Here is a 19,004-nt window from a genome sequence, read left to right as displayed (position 1 = left end):
TTGCTTTGAAGTTTATGCATAAAAAGAAAGGTGTAGTTCGCTTCCTTATGCCTTTATGCCTATATCACGGATTGTAACCTATTCAGTGATGTTGATTTTGCGTAAGAAGATAGATAAAAAAACTCCCGGCATTTCATTACCGGGAGTTTGATAATATTAAATTAATTTACATGTAAAAACTTGCTGATACGGTCTTCTTCCAAAAGGTTTCCTACAAAGAAGGAACCAAATTCGCCGTAACGTGCGCTCACTTCATCAAAGCGCATTTCGTAAACAAGCTTCTTAAATTGAAGGACATCATCTGAAAACAGTGTAACGCCCCACTCATAGTCATCAAATCCGACAGAACCTGTAATAATTTGTTTTACAAGGCCTGCGTATTTGCGGCCAATCATGCTGTGGCTTCTCATTAAGTTGCGGCGCTCTTCCATCGGAAGCATGTACCAGTTGTCATTTCCTTGACGGCGCTTGTCCATTGGATAAAAACAAATATATTTTGATTTCGGTAGAATAGGATAAAGACGTGCTTGAACATGAGGATTTTGATATGGATCCTCTTCAGATGGCAAGTAGTTGCTAAGTTCAACCACTGAAACATAAGAATAGGTTGGAATTGTATATTCAGCTAATTTCGTTTTGTTAAATTCCGTTTCAATTTCATTTAATTCTTCCATTGTAGGACGTAAGATCATCATCATGAAATCCGCTTTTTGTCCGACAACTGTGGATAGAGCGTGGCTTCCTTCTTTGCGATCTTGAGTTGCATTCCATTTCTCAAGAAGGCCTAAAAACTCGTGGATGGCTGCTTGGCGTTCGTCACTGGAAAGCATTTTCCATGCGGTCCAATCAATTGAGCGGAAATCATGCAAACTATACCAGCCATCGAGAGTTTGTGTTGCTTCACTCATTCACTATCACTCCTAAAAACTTATGATAACAATACTATAACATAGTTTCGCCAAAACAGATGTGAATAAACACTGAATATTGGCAGTTCACGGTTATAGTTACATAAAACAAGGATATTTTACAAATAGAAGGCAGATATTAATGATGTTCTAGCAAAAACAGTCGTTTCAAAATTATTATGAAAGTTTTCAAAACAAACACATTTTGTTTGAAAACGCTTACATCACTCTAAATGATTGAATTTTAAAATGGGTGAAGTATGCTAAACATGTAGATGTAAGGAGGATTTAGAAATGAGCGATTTATTTGCAGGATTAAAACAAAAAATTACAGGGCAAAATCTAAAAATTGTTTTTCCGGAAGGGCTTGATGAACGCATTTTAAAAGCAGCGGGAAGACTTGCAGAAGAGAAAGTTTTAACACCGATCCTTATCGGAAATATTGAAGAAATCCAGTCAAAAGCTCGTGACCTTAACGTATCATTGGACGCAATGGAAATCTATGATCCGGCCAACTATGCGATGATGGATGAACTCGTTCAATCATTTGTTGAAAGACGGAAAGGGAAAGCAACAGAAGAAGATGCACGCAAAATTTTGCTTGACGAAAACTATTTTGGAACAATGCTCGTCTATACAAACAAAGCTGACGGCTTAGTAAGCGGTGCGGCCCATTCGACAGCAGATACGGTTCGCCCTGCTTTGCAAATTATTAAAACAAAAGAAGGAGTAAGCAAAACATCCGGCGTATTCATCATGGTACGCGGAGATGAAAAATATGTATTTGCAGACTGTGCCATTAATATCGCTCCTGACAGCAAGGATCTTGCAGAAATTGCAATTGAAAGTGCTAGAACTGCAAGAATGTTTGATATTGAACCACGCGTTGCAATGTTAAGTTTTTCAACGAAAGGTTCTGCAAAATCACCGGAAACAGAAAAGGTTGTTGCAGCCGTTCAAGAGGCAAAATCACGCGATCCACAACTTGTTTTAGATGGAGAATTCCAATTTGATGCTGCGTTTGTTCCATCTGTAGCGAAAAAGAAAGCTCCGGATTCACCAATCCAAGGGGATGCCAATGTATTTGTATTCCCAAGCCTTGAGGCAGGAAATATCGGATACAAAATTGCTCAGCGATTAGGAAACTTTGAAGCAGTCGGCCCAATTCTTCAAGGATTAAACCGCCCTGTAAACGACCTTTCCCGCGGATGCAATGAAGAGGACGTCTACAAACTAGCTTTAATTACAGCTGCCCAGGCGCTGCAGCAGTAATTTTTAGGGACATAGAGTATAGAGGAAGCAGGGGATTTCTCCTGCTTCCTCTTTTTTACCATAGCCGAGTTACTTACTTTGGTTTACCCGGCCGAGGCAGATGTGCCCATTGGAATGTATTTCTGAATAATATAAGACAACAACCTGCCTCTCATCTCGATCATTTCCTTATTCTATTACATGCCATTATCTAAATAGCGGATATCTGCATAACCTTTTTTTCGGCGGTACCAGATGATCAGCGTAGCCACAAAGATTAAAACGACGGAAACGACTTGCGCCATCCGGAAATTTTCCGTAAGCATTAAGCTATCTGTTCTCATTCCTTCGATAAAGAAACGGCCGGACGAGTAATAGATAATATAAATCAAAAACAACTCGCCGCGCCTTAAATTTACCCGTCGGAGGAACATTAGAACGATAAAACCTGCAAAATTCCAAAGTGACTCATATAAAAACGTCGGATGATAATACGTCTCGTCTATGTACATCTGGTTAATGATAAAGTCGGGCAAATACAGATTTTCGAGAAATTCCCTCGATACAGGTCCACCGTGGGCTTCCTGGTTGATAAAATTTCCCCAGCGTCCAATTGCCTGGCCCAAAATCAGGCTTGGTGCCAAAATGTCGGCAAGTTTCCAAAACGATATTTTGTCGTACCTTTGCAAACACGATAATCGACAATACCGCCCCGAATAGTACACCGTGCATGGCCAGTCCGCCTTCCCTGATGGCAAAAATTTTAATGGGATGTTCGGCATAATATTCCCATTTAAAAATGACGTAATAAATGCGTGCGAATATGATTGAAACTGGAAATGCATAAATGACGAGATCGGCAAAGGTTTCTTTTGGCAGATCACGTCGCTCGCTTTCACGCATGGCGAGCCATAGGCCGAGAAGGGCGCCGGCAATGATAATAACACCGTACCAGTATAGTTGGATCGGACCGAGATCGATCGCAACCCTGTCGATCGGTTCAATCATATTTTCCATATGATAACTCCTAATCCATCAATCATCCATCATACGAAAATAAAAACCGGAAGCTTTACGATTCCAGATTCCGTCTCTCTCAATCTTGACGGAGAAAAAGCATATGTGAAAAATTTAAATTTTAAGGTGCTGCCTCAACATCTTCATGTCTTTAGTTCAACTTCAAAATAGAAACGACTTTATTTCTTGAATATTCACATGTAAAATAGGCTATAATTTTGTTAAAATTTTTTGAATAGGTGAGACTTTTGTATTGTTTTATTGTAAATAAGGTTTCGGGTAATGGAAGAGCTCTCAAAATTTGGCATCAAATAGAAAAAAGCTCCAAGAAAAAAACGTCAATTACTGTGTTCGTTTTACAGAGAAGCAAAAAATTAGGTCAAAGCGTACAGATCGTTTTTCACCGTTTGATTTGCTGATGATAGTCATTTCAAATAAAATTCGTTATGTGTTTATTTTCGTTTTGATTTTCATGTGGTTTAGAAACAATTCTTATAAAAAAGCGGCTTTTCATGCGGTGACATCAGCGGCGGCTACTTTGTTTATTAACATGTTGATTAAGTTGTTTTATTATAAGCCCCGTCCGTTTGTGAAACGTCGTGTTGGCATACTCATTCCTTCAAAGATGGATTCTTCATTTCCAAGCAAACATACTTTGCTTGCGTTTGCTGTGTCTGCTTCTATTTTTCTTCATAAACGTGTCCTTGGGTCAATGATGTGGGGATTATCTGTGTTAACAGGCTTCTCGCGCATTTGGGTAGGACATCATTACTCATCAGATATTATCGGAAGTGCGCTTATTGGCACATTAACCAGCATTATATTAGATAAAACTGCACGGTTCTATCATTATTTTGACCGTCTAAAACAGCAAAATCTTCATTGAAATCAATTTAAAGGTCTGAGATTGCTGCAATTTCCCCCCAAAGTGCTTCCTTCTAAATATGTTATAATGGTCACGAAACTTACTTGCGCATAAAAGGAGTAACAACTATGGACGAGGCGCTTTCGTTATTGCGTCAGGAAGAGTGGCGGGTTATCGATCAATCAGCTTTAGGCGTTCACTTTAGTGCGCTCCAGTCTTTTGGCATGGATGATGCCCTTTGCGCTTCGGTCGGTGCCGGGCTGGCTCCGGCAACGGCGAGATCTTGGGTCCATCATCATACCATTGTATTAGGCATTCAAGATTCAAAGCTGCCATTCTTAGAGGACGGGCTGAAATTCCTTGAATCAAAAGGTTATCAATATATTGTCCGAAATTCCGGAGGGCTTGCGGTCGTACTTGATGAAGGAGTATTGAACCTCTCTCTTATTCTTCCTGAAAAAGATAAAGGAATCGATATAAATCGCGGATATGATACAATGTGGCTTCTTGTCAAAGAAATGTTCGCTGATTTTCAAAAGGAAATTGAAGCAAGAGAAATTTACGGCTCTTACTGTCCGGGGAGCTACGATTTAAGCATCGGGGGAAAGAAATTTGCGGGAATTTCACAGCGGCGTCTTAAGAGCGGGATAGCTGTACAAATCTACTTGTGCGTGAATGGAAGCGGGGGCGAAAGGGCTCAGCTGCTGAAAGAGTTTTATTCGATTTCAAAAAAACAAGTACAAACGAAATTCAAGTATCCGGAAATTATTCCTGATGTCATGGCTTCATTATCCGAGTTGCTTGGGATAAATCTTACCATTCAAGATGTGATGCTCCGCTTTTTAAAAGTTATAAAACAGTACAGTGCGAATTTTTATGCCGGACAACTGACAGAAGAGGAAATTCCTCTTTTTGATAGTTATTACGACCGTGTCATCGAACGAAACGAAAAAATGCTCGGATTGATTGCAGATTAAGAAATCGCAAGCTTTTAGGTTAATCCGGACAAGCGCCGAAGCTGTACAAATAGAAAAAACCGCCATTGCAGCGGTTTTTTCCTATGGAATTCGAGGGTTTGTTGCCTTCTCCTTCACTATTTTTTATTCGTCGCAAAAAATTACTCTGCAACCATTTCTAAGTTTCCGTTCCGGTCCATTTTAAATTTTGTTGCCGGACGGTCCTCTTCTTCAAATAAAACAAGCTTTCTTGCCCGGTTCATGATCTTCATCAACGTCTCGTAATCTTCCTGCATCGTGACTGTATTTTGCTCAAGCTCGCTGATCTTGCTTTCAAGCTCTTCGTTTTGCTTTTTCAAATCAGAGTTTTCCCGCGTTAATCTTTCATTCTCAATTTTCAAAATATCAGCTTGAAGATTAGAACTATTTAAGTTTTGTAAATAAGAAATCACCATGCTCATTGTTAGTCCATTTTGGGAAACTGCTGCATGCTCATGATCTGAACTGGTTTCCGGAGCGGAAACAGGAACTTGTACGTCCATTGTCTCAGCTGCTTCAATAGGTGTTATATCTTCGATAGTTGGAGCCGGCGGGTTATAAAGAAGCTTTTTCTTGCCGCTTTGATCTTTTCCAAGAATTCTTTGTCTTTGTTTGCGCTGCTTTTTCGCCAGCTGCAATGCTTTTTCATAGCGGTGGCGGACAACTGCATTCCAGCGAAAACCGCATGCTGCAGATGTTCGGTTAAGCTTATCGCCTACCTCCTCGAACGCGTTTAATTGTGTGCTTCCTTCTCTTACATGGCGTAAAACAGTTTCTGCTAGTAATAAATCATTTTCATCTGTCCATGCATCTTGACGAACTTTCATTTCCTCAACTCCCTTGTTTGTTAAAAATTTGCGATTATTTAAAAGTTCTAGTCTCATCTTGTCCCATTATTTCGAGTTTTATACAACAGGAATGAAAGGATAGTAGATTTTTTAGGAAAATATTTCGTTCGGGGAGCTTTTACTCACGTTCAAGGTGCGTTTACTCTCGTTCGGGGAGCTTTTACTCTCGTTCAGGGTGCGTTTACTCTCGTTCAGGGAGCTTTTACTCTCGTTCAGGGTGCCTTTACTCCCGTTCAGCAGTGTTTTCAACTTGCATTAGCTGGTTGGAAACTGTAAAATACCCTTTAGCATCATTTAAGAGATTAGACCGCAGAAAGGGTTGTAATATAAATGGCAAACGAATTTCGTGTTTGCGACGATTGTCAAGCAGTAAACTTAAAAACGTTAATTCCCCGACTAAAAAAGCTTGATCCGGAAGCGAAAATAGTCATAGGATGCCAGTCCTACTGCGGACCCGGACGGAAAAAAACATTCACATTCGTTAACAACCGTCCAGTCGCTGCGTTGACAGAAGAGGAATTAATGGAAAAAATCGAGAAAAAACTTAAAAAATAGAGGGCATATCTCATAAGGGTCTGACTCCTGCGACAATGACACTAAATAGAATGGTTTTTTAGTGTTTGTCAGGGGTCTGACCCTTTGATTTTGATAATTTTTCTGAAGTCGCCCCCACTACACTGGCGGTGGTTTTGTCAAAAAATGCGTCGAAATTTGCCGGAAAATAAGATGATTTGAGGATAGAAACGGGATATAATAGAAAAAAGAAAATGGGAAACTGCCATCAGCTCGGTTGCAGGTTTGTTTCGGCGTAAAAACAAAGAACGGGATATTCAGGAAGAGGGTAAGAAAATGGACTATTCGGTTGAGAAATTAAGTGAAGAAAAAGTTTTTAAAGATCCGGTTCACCGTTATGTTCATGTTCGTGATAGAGTCATTTGGGATTTAATCGGTACGAAAGAATTCCAGCGCCTTCGCAGAATTAAACAGCTCGGAACTACTTTTCTCACATTTCATGGAGCGGAGCACAGCCGGTTTTCCCATTCTCTCGGAGTTTACGAGATTATCCGGCGCATTGTTGATGATGTCTTTGACGGCCGACCGGAATGGAACAAAGAAGAGAGATTGCTCTCATTATGTGCGGGTCTGCTCCACGATCTTGGCCATGGTCCATTCTCCCATTCGTTTGAAAAAGTTTTTGACCTCGACCACGAAGAATTTACCCTGAAAATTATTTTAGGAGATACAGAAGTTAATAAAATTCTTTCAAAAGTATCTGATGATTTTCCGAAAAAAGTAGCGGAAGTCATAGCAAAAACGTATAAAAACAAACTGGTTGTCAGCTTAATCTCAAGCCAGATTGATGCGGACAGGATGGATTATTTGCAGCGAGATGCTTATTTTACAGGGGTCAGCTACGGGCATTTTGACATGGAACGGATTTTGCGTGTCATGCGTCCGAGGGAAGATCAAGTTGTTATAAAACATAGTGGCATGCATGCAGTTGAAGACTACATAATGAGCAGGTATCAAATGTACTGGCAGGTTTATTTCCACCCGGTAACACGGAGTGCAGAAGTCATCTTGACAAAAATCTTTCATCGGGCTAAACATCTTTATGAGCAATCATACTCTTTTTTACTGCCCCCTGTTCATTTTTATTCACTGTTTGAGGGAAATTGTACGTTGCAAGATTATTTAAAAATGGATGAAGCTGTATTTCAATACTATTTTCAAATTTGGCAGGATGAAAAAGATCCGATTTTAAGCGATTTATGCCGAAGATTTATGAACCGTAATTTATTTAAGTATGTTGAGTTCGATCCGGCAAAAGAGTATAAAAAATTGGCGGAGTTGTCTGCTCTGTTTACAAAAGCAGGATTGGATCCGGAATATTATCTTGTCGTCGATTCTTCGTCCGATTTGCCATATGATTTTTACCGTCCGGGAGAAGAAGAGGAAAGGCTGCCGATCCATTTATTGATGAAAAACGGAGACATTCGGGAGCTGTCTAGAGAATCGGAGATTGTCGATGCCATTTCAGGAAAACGAAGAACAGACCACAAGCTGTATTATCCTGCTGACTTCATTCATGACGATCGTACAAAGAGAAATATTAAGAAGCAAATTCGTTCGCTATTGGAGATTTAGCAATAAGCCAATTATGATCAGCAAACGGTATTAAACGGAGTAGGAGTTGACGAGTTTTGTTAAAAGACCATGCAAAAATCATGTACGCTGTTTCAGCAGCAGGGGAAATAATCGGACGGAAAAAGCTGCAAAAAATTATTTACATTGCGAAAAAAATTGCTTTTCCCTTTCAAGAAAGATTTCAATTTCACTTCTACGGTCCATATTCTGAAGAATTAACTTTAAGAGTCGAAGAACTTTGCAATATGGGATTTTTGAATGAAGTAAAAGAGAAAAAAGGCGGCTATTATCAATATCGTTACACACTGACAGAGTCAGGCGAAGAGTTTTTGAGTTTAAATGAGATTGAAATACCTTGTTTAGCAGACTGCTTAACAGATATGAACAGTAAAAGTGCCAGGTTTTTAGAGCTTGTTTCGACGGTCTTATATTTTGATAATTTAACAAAAGAGGAAGTCCGCGAGAAAATTTTCACGCTGAAAAGCAAGCAGCGCTATACAGAAGACGAAATCGAGGAAGCTTACTCATATATTGAGAAACTAAAACAAAAAGCTAAGCTCCAATGATCGTTGGGCTTAGCTTTCATTTTGTCTAGCTTGGGCGCCTAGGCCATCGAGGTCATAAGCCGTCTCCTTACGGAAATCAGGATTTCCGTAAGGAGCATATCTTTTCTTGTCGGGTCTAATCAAGGCGCTTACGCATTTCTATTTATTCGTCGCTCAGACGTTTTCCGGCAACTGCGTAGTGGTTTCTTGACATTTCTTCAATAAAAACAACGACTTTTTCTTTCGGAGCACCGGTTGTTTCACTGACCGCGTCGGTTACTTTTTCAACGAGCGCTTTCTTTTGTTCTTCAGAGCGTCCTTCCAGCATTTTTACTGTTACATATGGCATGTGAATACCTCCTTGTCCATCTCATTCTAGAAGTAGTTTTTCATATTTTTAAGAAAAGTGCAAGATTTTATCAAATCTTCTTAATCACATCTGCGAATCGTTCATGTATACTTAAATAAAATCATGCAAATAAACAACAGTATTATTAGAAAAGAAGCAAAGGAGCCGGGGAAGTGGAACAATTTTTAGCTTATTCATTCCAAGAAATTCCGTATGTTGCTGCAACGTTAATTGTTGCATTCACACTGCATGAGTTTGCCCATGCGTATGTTGCTTATAAATTCGGGGATCCGACTGCAAAAAACCAAGGAAGATTGACATTAAATCCGATTCAGCATTTGGATCCGATCGGAACAATTTTGATTTTTATTGCCGGTTTTGGCTGGGCAAGGCCTGTTCCTGTTAACCGCTTTTATTTTAAAAATCCGCGTCTTGCCGGAATTCTTGTTTCCGTTGCAGGGCCGCTCAGCAACTTGTTTTTAGGTACTGTTGGGTTTATTGTCTGGTATTCGCTTAAGGGAGCGGGACTGGCGCCAAGTATGCTGCAGGAGTTTCTCAATATCTTTATTCCATTGAATTTCGTGCTGTTTGTTTTTAATCTTCTGCCGCTTCCTCCCCTTGACGGATACAGGGTTCTTGAAGATCTCGCTCCGGCAGATTTTCGTGTAAAAATGACGCAGTTTGAGGTTTACGGCTCATTAATATTTTTAATACTTGTCATTACTCCCCTTAATCAATATACGATACAGCCCATCTTCAATACCGTCTTGCCTGTCCTTTTAAACGGGTTTAACAACTTTTTCTATCAGTTGTTTATGGGGTAGAATAAATGTAAGGATGTTTTACAAGGAGGAAAAACCAGTGGAAGAAAAAAAGAAAAAGAACATCGGTTTTAATATAATCAAAAATGATCCTACTGACGGACATGGCGGATTTGGAACCGGCGCGCTCAGCCTTGAAAACGTATCGCCGGTTATTATCGATGTCGAAGCCGGGGAAGCCGTGGTTGATGTTGGAGCAATGCATGCCAGAAGTGCGGTTGAAAAAGGGATCAAGTTTCTTCCTGACCGGGAAGCTGTTCCAAATGGAAAGCCTTATTGGCTTGTCTGGGTAACAATTGACAGAAAAGAAGAAGGGCCTTATTATGCGGGCGTAACGGCTTGTGAAATGACGGTTGACAGAGAAATCAGGAGAGGCTATAAATTGCTTCCTGAGCACGTAAACCGCCTCGATAAATCGATCAAACGCCATATTATCGTTGATCATATGGATGATAAATCAAAATCCGTACTGGCCGATTTTTTGCGCAATCATGACAGCGGCATGTGGGAACGCTCTTCAGATCAGTTAAAGAAAGACTTGAACGTGAACTGAGAAAAACATACAATAATTTGACGGAATTATGACATATTTTTGAACAAACTTTTCCAACTACTTGCCCAAATTGGTTAAAAAAAGTAAACTTATATTCAGCGTGAACACACGTAAAACTAGGACACGAAAAACCTCGGGAAAGAATTCTTCCCGAGGTTTTTCATTTCTTATGACTAGTCAAAAATCCTTTTATACCATGGTAGTGGGTGTTTTTTCTCTTTCTTTTTGGGTCTGGAGCCGTCCGAATTTTCAAGATGCTCGCTGCAATATTCGATCGGTTCGGTTCCTGCGGCAAAATAGGTAAACCTTTTTACAGGACAATCGTCCGTTGCCAATTTGCCGTTTTGCGGATTGATATAAACACCTACTACTCCGTCGGGCGCCTTAAAATTTTTTACTGGTTTATCTTTTAAGGCATTTTCCATAAAATGAATCCAAATATTTTTTGCGTACATTTTATCAACGGTTCGTTCGAGCGGCTTTCCTTTATCAAATCCTGTCCAGACTGCCGCAACAAGCTGGGGGGTAAATCCAACCATCCAGCTGTCCGTTTCTGTCGACCCGGATTTTCCTGCATATGGCCTGGTCATATCTTTGATCATCGTACTTCCGGTCACGCTCGCATATCCATTCAGTTTTGTGTCAAACATCCCTGTCATCATGTGGGTCATTACAAAAGCAAGATCAGGGCGCAAAACGTTTTCTGAATCTTCTTTTTTCTCGTAAATTACTTCGCCGCGATGGTTTTCTACCCGGGTGATCAAAACAGGTTCCACCTTTTTGCCGCCGTTTGCAAATAAACTGTATGCATTGGCCATTTCGATGACACGGACTCCTGAAGTTCCAAGAGCTAAAGAAGGCACTTTTGACATTTTTGTATGAATGCCGAATTTCTTTGCTTTTTCCACAAGGGAGTCTTCGCCCAAAAACAAATGCGTCTTTACTGCATAAATATTGTCTGACAAAGCGAGTGCCTGAGCCATTGTAATGTCGGAATCCGCATATTGGTTGTTAAAATTATGAGGAGTGTATTCCGGCCTTCCATCCTCAAAGCGAAAAGTTGTTTGCTCGCTTCTCATTAATGTTGAAGGGGTAAACCCATTTTCAAGGGCCGCATAATACAAAATCGGTTTTATTGTTGATCCTGGCTGCCGAACTGCCTGAACGGCCCTGTTGAATGGGCTTTGTTCATAATTTCGCCCTCCGACCATCGCTTTTACGTGCCCGTTTTTCGGATTCATCGACACGAAGCCCACTTGAATTTCTGAATCTTTTGAAATCAGTTTTTCGATTGTTTCTTCTGCTTTTTTCTGCTGGTCCAGATCAAGCGTTGTATAGACCCTTAGGCCGCCGAGAGCAATCGTCCGGTCATCAAAATGTAATCCTGTTTTTAAGGCATTCCGAACGGCGTCTTGGAAATAAGGCGCCAACTCTGTTTTTGTATGAAGATGCTTTCCGTTAAGAGCCAAAGGTTCGAGTGAAGCCTCGTCTGCTTTGGCTGAACTGATATACTTGTTCTCGACCATTGATTTCAGCACAACTTTTTGCCGCTGTTTCGCTTTTTCATAATTGGCAAAAGGTGAGTAAATTCCCGGTCCTTTTGGAATTCCGGCCAGCATCGATGCCTCTGCAACGGATAATTCATCACTGTTTTTCCCAAAATAATATTGGCTGGCAGCTTGAGCACCATAAGCGCCATTACCATAATAAATCGTGTTCAAATATCCTTCCAAAATCTCTTTTTTGGAATAATTCATTTCGAGCCGGATTGTATAAAACGCTTCAAGCAGCTTTCTCTTCCAAGTTTTTTCATGTTCGAGAAAGAGGTTTCTGGCATACTGCTGAGTGATTGTACTCGCGCCCTGCACCTTTGCCATCGCTTTTATATCAGCGAGAGCGGCACCGGCAATTCGCTTGAAATCAAAGCCGTTATGATCATAAAAGTTTTTATCTTCTATTGAAATAGTCGCTTCAACAAGTGAAGGCGAAATTTCATCAAGAGAAATCCAGTATCGTTTTTGGCCGCTGTTGCTTTCTCCAATAACGGTCCCGTCATCCGAATAGTATAGTGTGGATTGCGGAACAGCGAGGGGCGGAGGGCCCAGCAGCTTTGCATAACCGAAAATCCCGAGAAGGATAAGCAGCATGAAGGCAATTCCTATTAAACTTAGGATCACTATGGCTCTAACGTATTTAATTGTTTTGCGAAAGCGCTGATCCGTAATAATTTCCATATGAATCACCTCACTGTTTTCCTTTGTAACAATGACAAAATAAATACCTTAGTCACAGTATGAAAAAAACAGCGGAGTTTTAAACATTCTCTATGAAAAAAACAAATTTTTTCTTGCAATTTTGCTAGATTCCACTATACTTTTTCTCATGTTTGGAATTATCATGTTGGGGAAACATAAAAGAAATTAGACATAGAAATAGCCATTCAATAGATGAAAGGAAGAATGCAAAATGGGACTTTGGTTTACTGAAAAACAAACAGAAAACTTCGGAATTACGATGAAGGTAAATCGAACATTACATACAGAACAAACAGAATTCCAAAAGCTTGATATGGTTGAAACAGAAGAATGGGGCAACATGCTTCTGCTGGACAGCATGGTGATGACATCTATTAAAGATGAGTTTGTTTACCATGAAATGGTGGCCCACGTTCCACTTTTCACTCATCCAAATCCTGAGAACGTCCTCGTTGTTGGCGGCGGCGATGGCGGGGTAATCCGTGAAGTGTTAAAACATCCGAGCGTGAAAAAAGCGACTCTTGTTGAAATTGACGGCAAAGTAATTGAGTATTCAAAGAAATACTTGCCGGAGATTGCCGGAAAGCTTGATGATGAGCGCGTTGAAGTGAAAGTTGATGACGGTTTTATGCACATTGCCAACAGTGAAAATGAATACGATGTGATTATGGTCGATTCCACTGAACCTGTTGGACCAGCAGTGAATTTATTTACAAAGGGCTTCTATGCGGGAATTTCAAAAGCGTTAAAAGAAGACGGTCTTTTTGTAGCCCAGTCTGACAACCCTTGGTTTAAAGCAGATTTAATCCGTAATGTGCAAAGGGATGTGAAAGAAATCTTCCCGATTACACGCCTATATATTGCCAACATCCCAACATACCCAAGCGGCATGTGGGCATTCACACTTGGATCTAAGAAATATGATCCTTTTGAAGTAAGCGAAGACCGCTTCCATGACATTGACACGAAATACTACACAAAAGAACTCCATAAAGCGGCGTTCGTATTGCCAAAATTCGTCAGCGACCTAACAAAATAATGGAGTGAAAACTGAGGGAACAGTCCTGCACCACTTTAAAGCGTTAATGTAGTGCGGGTCAGGCCCTCAGTGCTGTGAAGCGTTAATGTGTGATTGGGGCCCTGGCCCAAGCAAAATACCGGGGGAATCCCCGTTTAGGAGGGTGCAGTATGCGTTTTGATGAAGCTTATTCCGGCAACGTGTTTATTAAGAGCCATCCGAGCTATGAGGAGAGCGAGGCAGTGTTATATGGAATGCCGATGGACTGGACGGTCAGCTACCGGCCCGGTTCCCGGTTCGGCCCTGCCCGCATCCGGGAAGTATCAATTGGCCTTGAAGAATACAGCCCATATTTAGACCGGGAACTCGAAGAGGTAAAATATTTTGATGCCGGCGATATCCCGCTTCCTTTTGGAAACGCACAGAGAAGCCTTGACCTTATCGAAGAATATGTCGATAAATTGCTGGCAGATGGCAAGTTCTCATTAGGGATGGGCGGGGAGCATCTCGTTTCCTGGCCTGTAATTAAAGCAATGTACAAAAAGTATCCAGATCTTGCAGTTATCCATATGGATGCCCATACCGACCTGCGTGAACATTATGAAGGGGAACCTCTTTCCCACTCCACGCCAATTCGCAAAGCAGTGGATTTAATCGGTCCGCAAAATATTTTTTCATTCGGGATTCGTTCCGGAATGAAAGAAGAGTTCGAATGGGCGAAACAAGTCGGGATGCATATTTCAAAATTTGAAGTTCATAAGCCTTTAAAAGAAATATTGCCGAAACTTGCCGGTCGCCCTGTATATGTCACCATTGATATTGACGTACTCGACCCGGCTCATGCTCCGGGAACAGGAACAGTTGATGCCGGCGGAATTACTTCAAGAGAGCTGCTCGCTTCCATTCATGAAATTGCTCATTCAGATGTAAAAGTAGTAGGCGCAGATCTCGTGGAAGTCGCCCCTATTTACGACCCATCTGAACAAACAGCCAATACAGCAAGCAAACTAATAAGAGAAATGATACTAGGCTGGATTAAATAAAACTTCATGTATTGAGGGTCTGGCCCGCACCGCTTTAAAGCGTTAACGTGATGAGGGTCAGGCCCTCAATGCGTTAAAGCGTTAATGTACGATAGGGGCCTGGCATCGATCTGAAAAAAGATAGGAAAGTTTTAGATTTGATCATTCAGCAAGGCGTATTTGCTAAAAGTTGAGGGGTTTACTCGTTCTGAATCATGATCAAGGGTAGGTTATGAGCTGTTATTTTAATTTATGAGCCTTTATTTCGAAAAATGAGCCGTTATTTCGAGATATGAGCCTTTATTTCGAAAAATGAGCCCTTATTTCGAGATATGAGCCTTTATTTCAACAAATGAGCCGTCATTCCGATATATGAGCCTTTATTCCGATATATGAGCTCTCATTCCGATAAATGAGCCGTCGCCCACGTTTATGAGCTTATAAGCTTCCATTCCAATATATCTAAAAACGACCGGAGTCAGCAGTCCGGTTCTTTTTATATATTGCAGTACATAATACCCCCGCTTTCTTGCACTTTCACGACAGAATATTTATACTAAAAAGGTTATAATAGATGCAAACCATTGAACACAGGGAGAAACTCATACTCATTCTCTTTACAACAATTAAAAGGAAGTGTTGCCGTTGCCACTTCGTCCAGCGGAACAAATGCCTGTTAAAATTAAGATAAAAACTGAAATTCACCAAGATGGAAATAAAGAAACTTTTGAACTTATTACATTTGGGCGATATTATCAAAAAGGCGAAAGCTCCTTTTTGCAATATGAAGAAGTATTGGAAGAAGGCCGAATTAACACAACCGTAAAAATATCCGGACAGGAAGTCCTCATTTTAAGAAGCGGAGCTGTTAAAATGAGAATGAGGTTCCAAGAGCAAAAAACGTTTGCCGGAACATACGAAACGCCTTATGGAGTCCTGCAAACTTCTGCTTCTACCAAAAGAATAAACCAATCACTATATAATAATACCGGTTCCCTTGAGCTTGTTTACGATTTGCAAATGCAAGGCCAAGACTCGGGTACATATCATATGACAATCCGATATGAGGAGGAATGAATAATGAACATAGTCGAGCAAGTCCAAAGCAAATTAAAGGAAGAAATTAAAGCGGCTGTATTAAAAGCGAATCTTGCTGCTCCTGACGAGATCCCTGAAGTCATTTTAGAAGTGCCGAAGGAAAAGTCACATGGCGACTATTCTACAAATATGGCGATGCAGCTTGCTCGGATTGCAAAAAAAGCGCCGAGAATGATAGCGGAACAATTAGTTTCCCATTTTGACCGTTCAAAAGCATCGATTGAAAAAATCGAGATTGCCGGACCGGGTTTTATTAATTTTTACATGAATAATAGCTATTTGACGGACTTGATTCCTACAATCCTTGAAAAAGGCGATGCTTACGGGGAAACAACAGTCGGCGGAAATCAAAAGATTTTGGTCGAGTTTGTTTCGGCCAATCCGACGGGCGACCTTCACTTAGGCCATGCCCGCGGTGCAGCGGTCGGGGACTCTTTGTGCAATATTTTAGACAAGGCCGGTTATGATGTTTCCCGTGAATATTATATTAATGACGCCGGAAATCAAATTAACAATCTGGCCCGTTCGGTCGAAGCCCGCTACTTCCAGGCTCTTGGAATTGAAAAAGACATGCCGGAAGACGGCTACTATGGCGAGGACATCGTTGAGATCGGCAAAAAATTAGCTGAAGAGTTCGGCGACAAGTATGTAAATGCCGATGAAAAAGAGCGTTTTGACTTTTTCCGTGAATACGGATTGAAGTACGAAATGGAGAAATTAAAAAATGATTTAGAGAATTTCCGCGTAAAATTCGATGTATGGTATTCGGAAACTTCTCTTTATCATAACGGAAAAATTGATGAAGCACTTAAATTGCTTAAAGACAACGGCCATATTTATGAAAAGGATGGAGCTACATGGTTCCGTTCGACAGAACTTGGCGATGACAAAGACAGAGTATTAATCAAACAGGACGGCTCGTACACGTATTTAACTCCTGATATCGCATACCATAAAGATAAGCTTGAGCGCGGCTTTGAAAAATTGATTAACATCTGGGGCGCGGACCATCACGGCTATATCCCGCGCATGAAAGCCGCCATTGAGGCGCTCGGCTATGACCGTGACGCTCTTGAAGTGGAAATCATCCAGCTCGTTCACCTATACAAGAACGGTGAAAAAATGAAAATGAGTAAACGGACAGGAAAAGCAGTTACAATGCGTGAACTTGTCGAAGAAGTAGGCCTCGATGCTGTGCGCTATTTCTTTGCGATGAGAAGCTCGGATACGCATATGGATTTTGATTTGGATTTAGCTGTTTCTCAATCGAATGAAAACCCGGTTTATTATGCTCAATATGCGCATGCCCGGATTTGCAGCATCCTGCGCCAAGGAGAAGAGCAAGGATTAACAATTGACCGGAACGCTGATTTTTCTGTTATTCAGTCTGAAAAAGAAACAGATCTTTTGAAAAAGCTCGGCGAGTTCCCGCAAGCCGTTGGAGAAGCCGCCCAAAAGCGGATGCCGCACCGGATTACCAACTATATTTTTGATCTCGCTTCCGCATTCCACAGCTTCTATAACGCGGAAAAAGTACTTGATACGGAAAATGAAACGACAACAAAAGCGCGCCTTGCACTTGTCAAAGCAGTTCAGATTACGTTGAAAAATGCCCTTGCTTTGATCGGAGTTTCCGCACCTGAAAAAATGTAAAGCAAAGCTCAATAAAGGCTCTCGTACAAATACGGGAGCTTTTTTAATGACTGTCATCCCATTTTCCGTAAAAATAAAGATGGTATTTCCGCGAAAAAATTAAAGCAAATTTTTTGGTGAATATAACAGTAGATTGTCTAATCAAGGAGGTAACCATGAAAATCATCATTTTATCATTAATTACAGGCTTTGCAGTCGGTTTTATCTTTGCACTCTTCAAGCTTCCGATTCCGGCGCCGCCTGCACTTGCAGGTGTTATGGGCATTATCGGCATTTATCTTGGATTTAAAGCCTTTGAACTGATCACTCCTTGGCTGGGAAATTTTATTAAGTGAAACTTTTGTCAGTAGGAGTCTTACAATAAAATTAAGTGAAACTTCTGTCATTGGGGGTTTTGCAATAAAATAAAATAAACAAAGGGCGGATCCAAACTCCTCGGACCCGCCCTCAATTGTATTATAAAAAATGAGAAATCGACATTGCTGCCATTTCTTTTATTTTTCCCCATAACCTGATATTGTATATATCGCTTAACTCCATTTTTTTCGCATTTTGGATATCTTTTTGCAAGATTGCTTTTACCTCGTCGATAAAAACTTTGTTAAATACATAACAATTTATTTCATGATTTAAAAAAAGGCTTCGTTTGTCAAAGTTTGCTGTTCCAATATCACAAATACAATCATCAATGATGATGACTTTTGCGTGATAGAATCCTTTCATATACTCATAGACGTTTGCTCCTTCCTTAATCAACCTCCTAAAATAGAAAAAAGAAGCTTCCTTTACAAGCAAATGGTCCGATTTAAACGGAACAAGAATCGTTACGGAAATCCCTCTTTTTAATGCATTTCTTAAATCGCTGAACAACTGCGGGCTCGGAATAAAATAAGGCGTTCCGATAATGATGGATGATTCCGCCTTTCGGATAAGCGCAGAATAGGTTTCCTCAATAAAAATACCTTCAGACGGGAGAATCTGATGCCGAAACGGGCCCTTTGAAAGGTCAGGGAAATAGACAGTGTTATACAGCAAATCTGTCTTTGCAGCCTCGCGCCAGTCAAATAAAAATTCTCTTTGCAGGTCATGAACCCCCTCGCCAGTCACCTTTAAATGATAATCCCGCCACGGGCTCAGCTTCGGATCTTTATTAATGTATTCTTTTCCGATATTAAAACCGCCGATATAACCGATTTTTCCATCGATCACTGTAATTTTCCGGTGGTTTCTAACCTGCGAAGAATAAAAAAGGAAGGGCAGTTTTGGAACTTGACTAAAGGAAAAATTTACTCCTGCTGTTTTTAAATCACGTATCGTTGTACGTGAGATAGTCAAGCTACCGGCCCAGTCAAGAAGAAGGCGGGTTTCCACGCCTGCTTTCGCCTTTTCTGTTAAAATGGTGAGAAACTCTTGGCTGAATTGATCATTTTTCACGATGTAAAATAGAATATGAATATGCTGTTTAGCGGCTTTCAATTCTGAAAATAAATCATGAAAAAGCTCGGGTCCATTTGTAAAAATTTGAATATTGCTTTCGCGTATCGGAAAAGTTCTCCGTTCTAACTGAGATAAGTGATTTTTTCTTCCGAGTGTATAATCAATGATCAGCCATAAGATGATGATCAATAGAATACTAATGATGATAAAAGTCAATGGAA

18 protein-coding genes and 1 pseudogene are annotated in these 19,004 nt (G+C 40.6%); 13 read left to right on the top strand and 6 right to left on the bottom strand.

Annotation, left to right across the window (positions count from 1 at the left end; translation table 11 throughout):
• Positions 1–161: 161 nt before the first annotated feature.
• A complete protein-coding gene (gene hemQ / locus C0966_RS13625) occupies positions 162–908 on the bottom strand; it encodes a hydrogen peroxide-dependent heme synthase (protein WP_274856283.1) in 747 nt (248 codons plus the stop codon).
• Between the two features lie 294 nt (positions 909–1,202).
• On the opposite strand from hemQ, the gene pta reads away from it, so the two are divergent.
• The gene (pta, locus tag C0966_RS13620) at positions 1,203–2,180 is read left to right on the top strand and encodes a phosphate acetyltransferase (RefSeq protein WP_274856282.1); all 978 of its coding nucleotides are present in this window, start codon (positions 1,203–1,205) and stop codon (positions 2,178–2,180) included.
• A 176-nt stretch (positions 2,181–2,356) separates the two neighbouring features.
• Here pta and lgt read toward each other — a convergent pair.
• A pseudogene (gene lgt / locus C0966_RS13615) lies at positions 2,357–3,176 on the bottom strand (prolipoprotein diacylglyceryl transferase).
• A gap of 418 nt (positions 3,177–3,594) precedes the next feature.
• On the opposite strand from lgt, the gene C0966_RS13610 reads away from it, so the two are divergent.
• Positions 3,595–4,062: an undecaprenyl-diphosphatase gene (locus tag C0966_RS13610; RefSeq protein WP_274856837.1), complete on the top strand. Its 468-nt coding sequence runs from the start codon at positions 3,595–3,597 to the stop codon at positions 4,060–4,062.
• A gap of 107 nt (positions 4,063–4,169) precedes the next feature.
• Positions 4,170–5,018: a lipoate--protein ligase family protein gene (locus C0966_RS13605; protein WP_274856281.1), complete on the top strand. Its 849-nt coding sequence runs from the start codon at positions 4,170–4,172 to the stop codon at positions 5,016–5,018.
• Positions 5,019–5,158: 140 nt separating this feature from the next.
• Here the strand turns inward: C0966_RS13605 and C0966_RS13600 are convergent, their stop codons facing one another.
• Positions 5,159–5,863 (bottom strand): RsfA family transcriptional regulator, encoded by a 705-nt coding sequence (locus C0966_RS13600; RefSeq protein ID WP_274856280.1) that lies wholly within the window; start codon positions 5,861–5,863, stop codon positions 5,159–5,161.
• 351 nt (positions 5,864–6,214) lie between these two features.
• Between C0966_RS13600 and C0966_RS13595 the strand changes: the two genes are divergently transcribed.
• From C0966_RS13595 to C0966_RS13585, 3 genes are all read left to right on the top strand, one after another.
• Entirely contained in the window at positions 6,215–6,439 is a 225-nt protein-coding gene (locus C0966_RS13595; RefSeq protein WP_003351694.1) for a DUF1450 domain-containing protein, read from the top strand.
• 294 nt (positions 6,440–6,733) lie between these two features.
• The gene (locus C0966_RS13590; RefSeq protein WP_274856277.1) at positions 6,734–8,032 is read left to right on the top strand and encodes an HD domain-containing protein; all 1,299 of its coding nucleotides are present in this window, start codon (positions 6,734–6,736) and stop codon (positions 8,030–8,032) included.
• Positions 8,033–8,088: 56 nt separating this feature from the next.
• Positions 8,089–8,598 (top strand): YwgA family protein, encoded by a 510-nt coding sequence (locus C0966_RS13585; RefSeq protein ID WP_274856276.1) that lies wholly within the window; start codon positions 8,089–8,091, stop codon positions 8,596–8,598.
• A 142-nt stretch (positions 8,599–8,740) separates the two neighbouring features.
• Here the strand turns inward: C0966_RS13585 and C0966_RS13580 are convergent, their stop codons facing one another.
• Positions 8,741–8,926, bottom strand: a complete 186-nt coding sequence (locus tag C0966_RS13580) for a 2-hydroxymuconate tautomerase (RefSeq protein WP_274856275.1) — start codon at positions 8,924–8,926, stop codon at positions 8,741–8,743.
• 173 nt (positions 8,927–9,099) lie between these two features.
• On the opposite strand from C0966_RS13580, the gene C0966_RS13575 reads away from it, so the two are divergent.
• Positions 9,100–9,750 carry a site-2 protease family protein gene (locus C0966_RS13575; RefSeq protein ID WP_274856274.1) on the top strand — a complete coding sequence of 217 codons (651 nt, stop codon included), beginning with the start codon at positions 9,100–9,102 and terminating at the stop codon, positions 9,748–9,750.
• Between the two features lie 37 nt (positions 9,751–9,787).
• The gene (locus tag C0966_RS13570) at positions 9,788–10,300 is read left to right on the top strand and encodes a YwhD family protein (protein WP_274856273.1); all 513 of its coding nucleotides are present in this window, start codon (positions 9,788–9,790) and stop codon (positions 10,298–10,300) included.
• Between the two features lie 173 nt (positions 10,301–10,473).
• On the opposite strand, the gene C0966_RS13565 is transcribed toward C0966_RS13570, so the two are convergent.
• On the bottom strand, positions 10,474–12,534 hold the full coding sequence (locus C0966_RS13565; protein WP_274856272.1) for a transglycosylase domain-containing protein: 2,061 nt from the start codon (positions 12,532–12,534) through the stop codon (positions 10,474–10,476).
• Between the two features lie 232 nt (positions 12,535–12,766).
• On the opposite strand from C0966_RS13565, the gene speE reads away from it, so the two are divergent.
• From speE to C0966_RS13540, 5 genes are all read left to right on the top strand, one after another.
• Complete coding sequence (speE, locus tag C0966_RS13560; protein ID WP_274856271.1) at positions 12,767–13,594, top strand: spermidine synthase; 828 nt, start codon at positions 12,767–12,769, stop codon at positions 13,592–13,594.
• A 149-nt stretch (positions 13,595–13,743) separates the two neighbouring features.
• Positions 13,744–14,616, top strand: a complete 873-nt coding sequence (gene speB, locus C0966_RS13555) for an agmatinase (protein ID WP_274856270.1) — start codon at positions 13,744–13,746, stop codon at positions 14,614–14,616.
• 615 nt (positions 14,617–15,231) lie between these two features.
• A complete protein-coding gene (locus C0966_RS13550) occupies positions 15,232–15,672 on the top strand; it encodes a DUF1934 domain-containing protein (protein ID WP_274856269.1) in 441 nt (146 codons plus the stop codon).
• A 3-nt stretch (positions 15,673–15,675) separates the two neighbouring features.
• Complete coding sequence (gene argS, locus C0966_RS13545) at positions 15,676–17,346, top strand: arginine--tRNA ligase (RefSeq protein WP_274856268.1); 1,671 nt, start codon at positions 15,676–15,678, stop codon at positions 17,344–17,346.
• A 155-nt stretch (positions 17,347–17,501) separates the two neighbouring features.
• On the top strand, positions 17,502–17,681 hold the full coding sequence (locus C0966_RS13540) for a XapX domain-containing protein (protein WP_274856267.1): 180 nt from the start codon (positions 17,502–17,504) through the stop codon (positions 17,679–17,681).
• Positions 17,682–17,802: 121 nt separating this feature from the next.
• Here C0966_RS13540 and cls read toward each other — a convergent pair whose 3' ends face one another.
• A complete protein-coding gene (cls, locus tag C0966_RS13535) occupies positions 17,803–18,999 on the bottom strand; it encodes a cardiolipin synthase (RefSeq protein ID WP_274856266.1) in 1,197 nt (398 codons plus the stop codon).
• Between the last annotated feature and the right edge of the window lie 5 nt (positions 19,000–19,004).

Source organism: Bacillus methanolicus (genome assembly GCF_028888695.1).
Lineage (GTDB): Bacteria > Bacillota > Bacilli > Bacillales > Cytobacillaceae > Bacillus_Z > Bacillus_Z methanolicus_B.
Note: the sequence above shows the minus strand (reverse complement) of the source record. Positions and strands in the feature narration are given on the sequence as shown.

Coding starts and splice junctions, on each gene's coding strand:
- C0966_RS13540 (WP_274856267.1), top strand. CDS start 17,502: ATGAAAATCATCATTTTATCATTAATTACAGGCTTTGCAGTCGGTTTT.
- pta (WP_274856282.1), top strand. CDS start 1,203: ATGAGCGATTTATTTGCAGGATTAAAACAAAAAATTACAGGGCAAAAT.
- speB (WP_274856270.1), top strand. CDS start 13,744: ATGCGTTTTGATGAAGCTTATTCCGGCAACGTGTTTATTAAGAGCCAT.
- C0966_RS13610 (WP_274856837.1), top strand. CDS start 3,595: ATGATAGTCATTTCAAATAAAATTCGTTATGTGTTTATTTTCGTTTTG.
- C0966_RS13590 (WP_274856277.1), top strand. CDS start 6,734: ATGGACTATTCGGTTGAGAAATTAAGTGAAGAAAAAGTTTTTAAAGAT.
- C0966_RS13580 (WP_274856275.1), bottom strand. CDS start 8,926: ATGCCATATGTAACAGTAAAAATGCTGGAAGGACGCTCTGAAGAACAA.
- hemQ (WP_274856283.1), bottom strand. CDS start 908: ATGAGTGAAGCAACACAAACTCTCGATGGCTGGTATAGTTTGCATGAT.
- speE (WP_274856271.1), top strand. CDS start 12,767: ATGGGACTTTGGTTTACTGAAAAACAAACAGAAAACTTCGGAATTACG.
- C0966_RS13595 (WP_003351694.1), top strand. CDS start 6,215: ATGGCAAACGAATTTCGTGTTTGCGACGATTGTCAAGCAGTAAACTTA.
- C0966_RS13600 (WP_274856280.1), bottom strand. CDS start 5,863: ATGAAAGTTCGTCAAGATGCATGGACAGATGAAAATGATTTATTACTA.
- C0966_RS13565 (WP_274856272.1), bottom strand. CDS start 12,534: ATGGAAATTATTACGGATCAGCGCTTTCGCAAAACAATTAAATACGTT.
- C0966_RS13605 (WP_274856281.1), top strand. CDS start 4,170: ATGGACGAGGCGCTTTCGTTATTGCGTCAGGAAGAGTGGCGGGTTATC.
- argS (WP_274856268.1), top strand. CDS start 15,676: ATGAACATAGTCGAGCAAGTCCAAAGCAAATTAAAGGAAGAAATTAAA.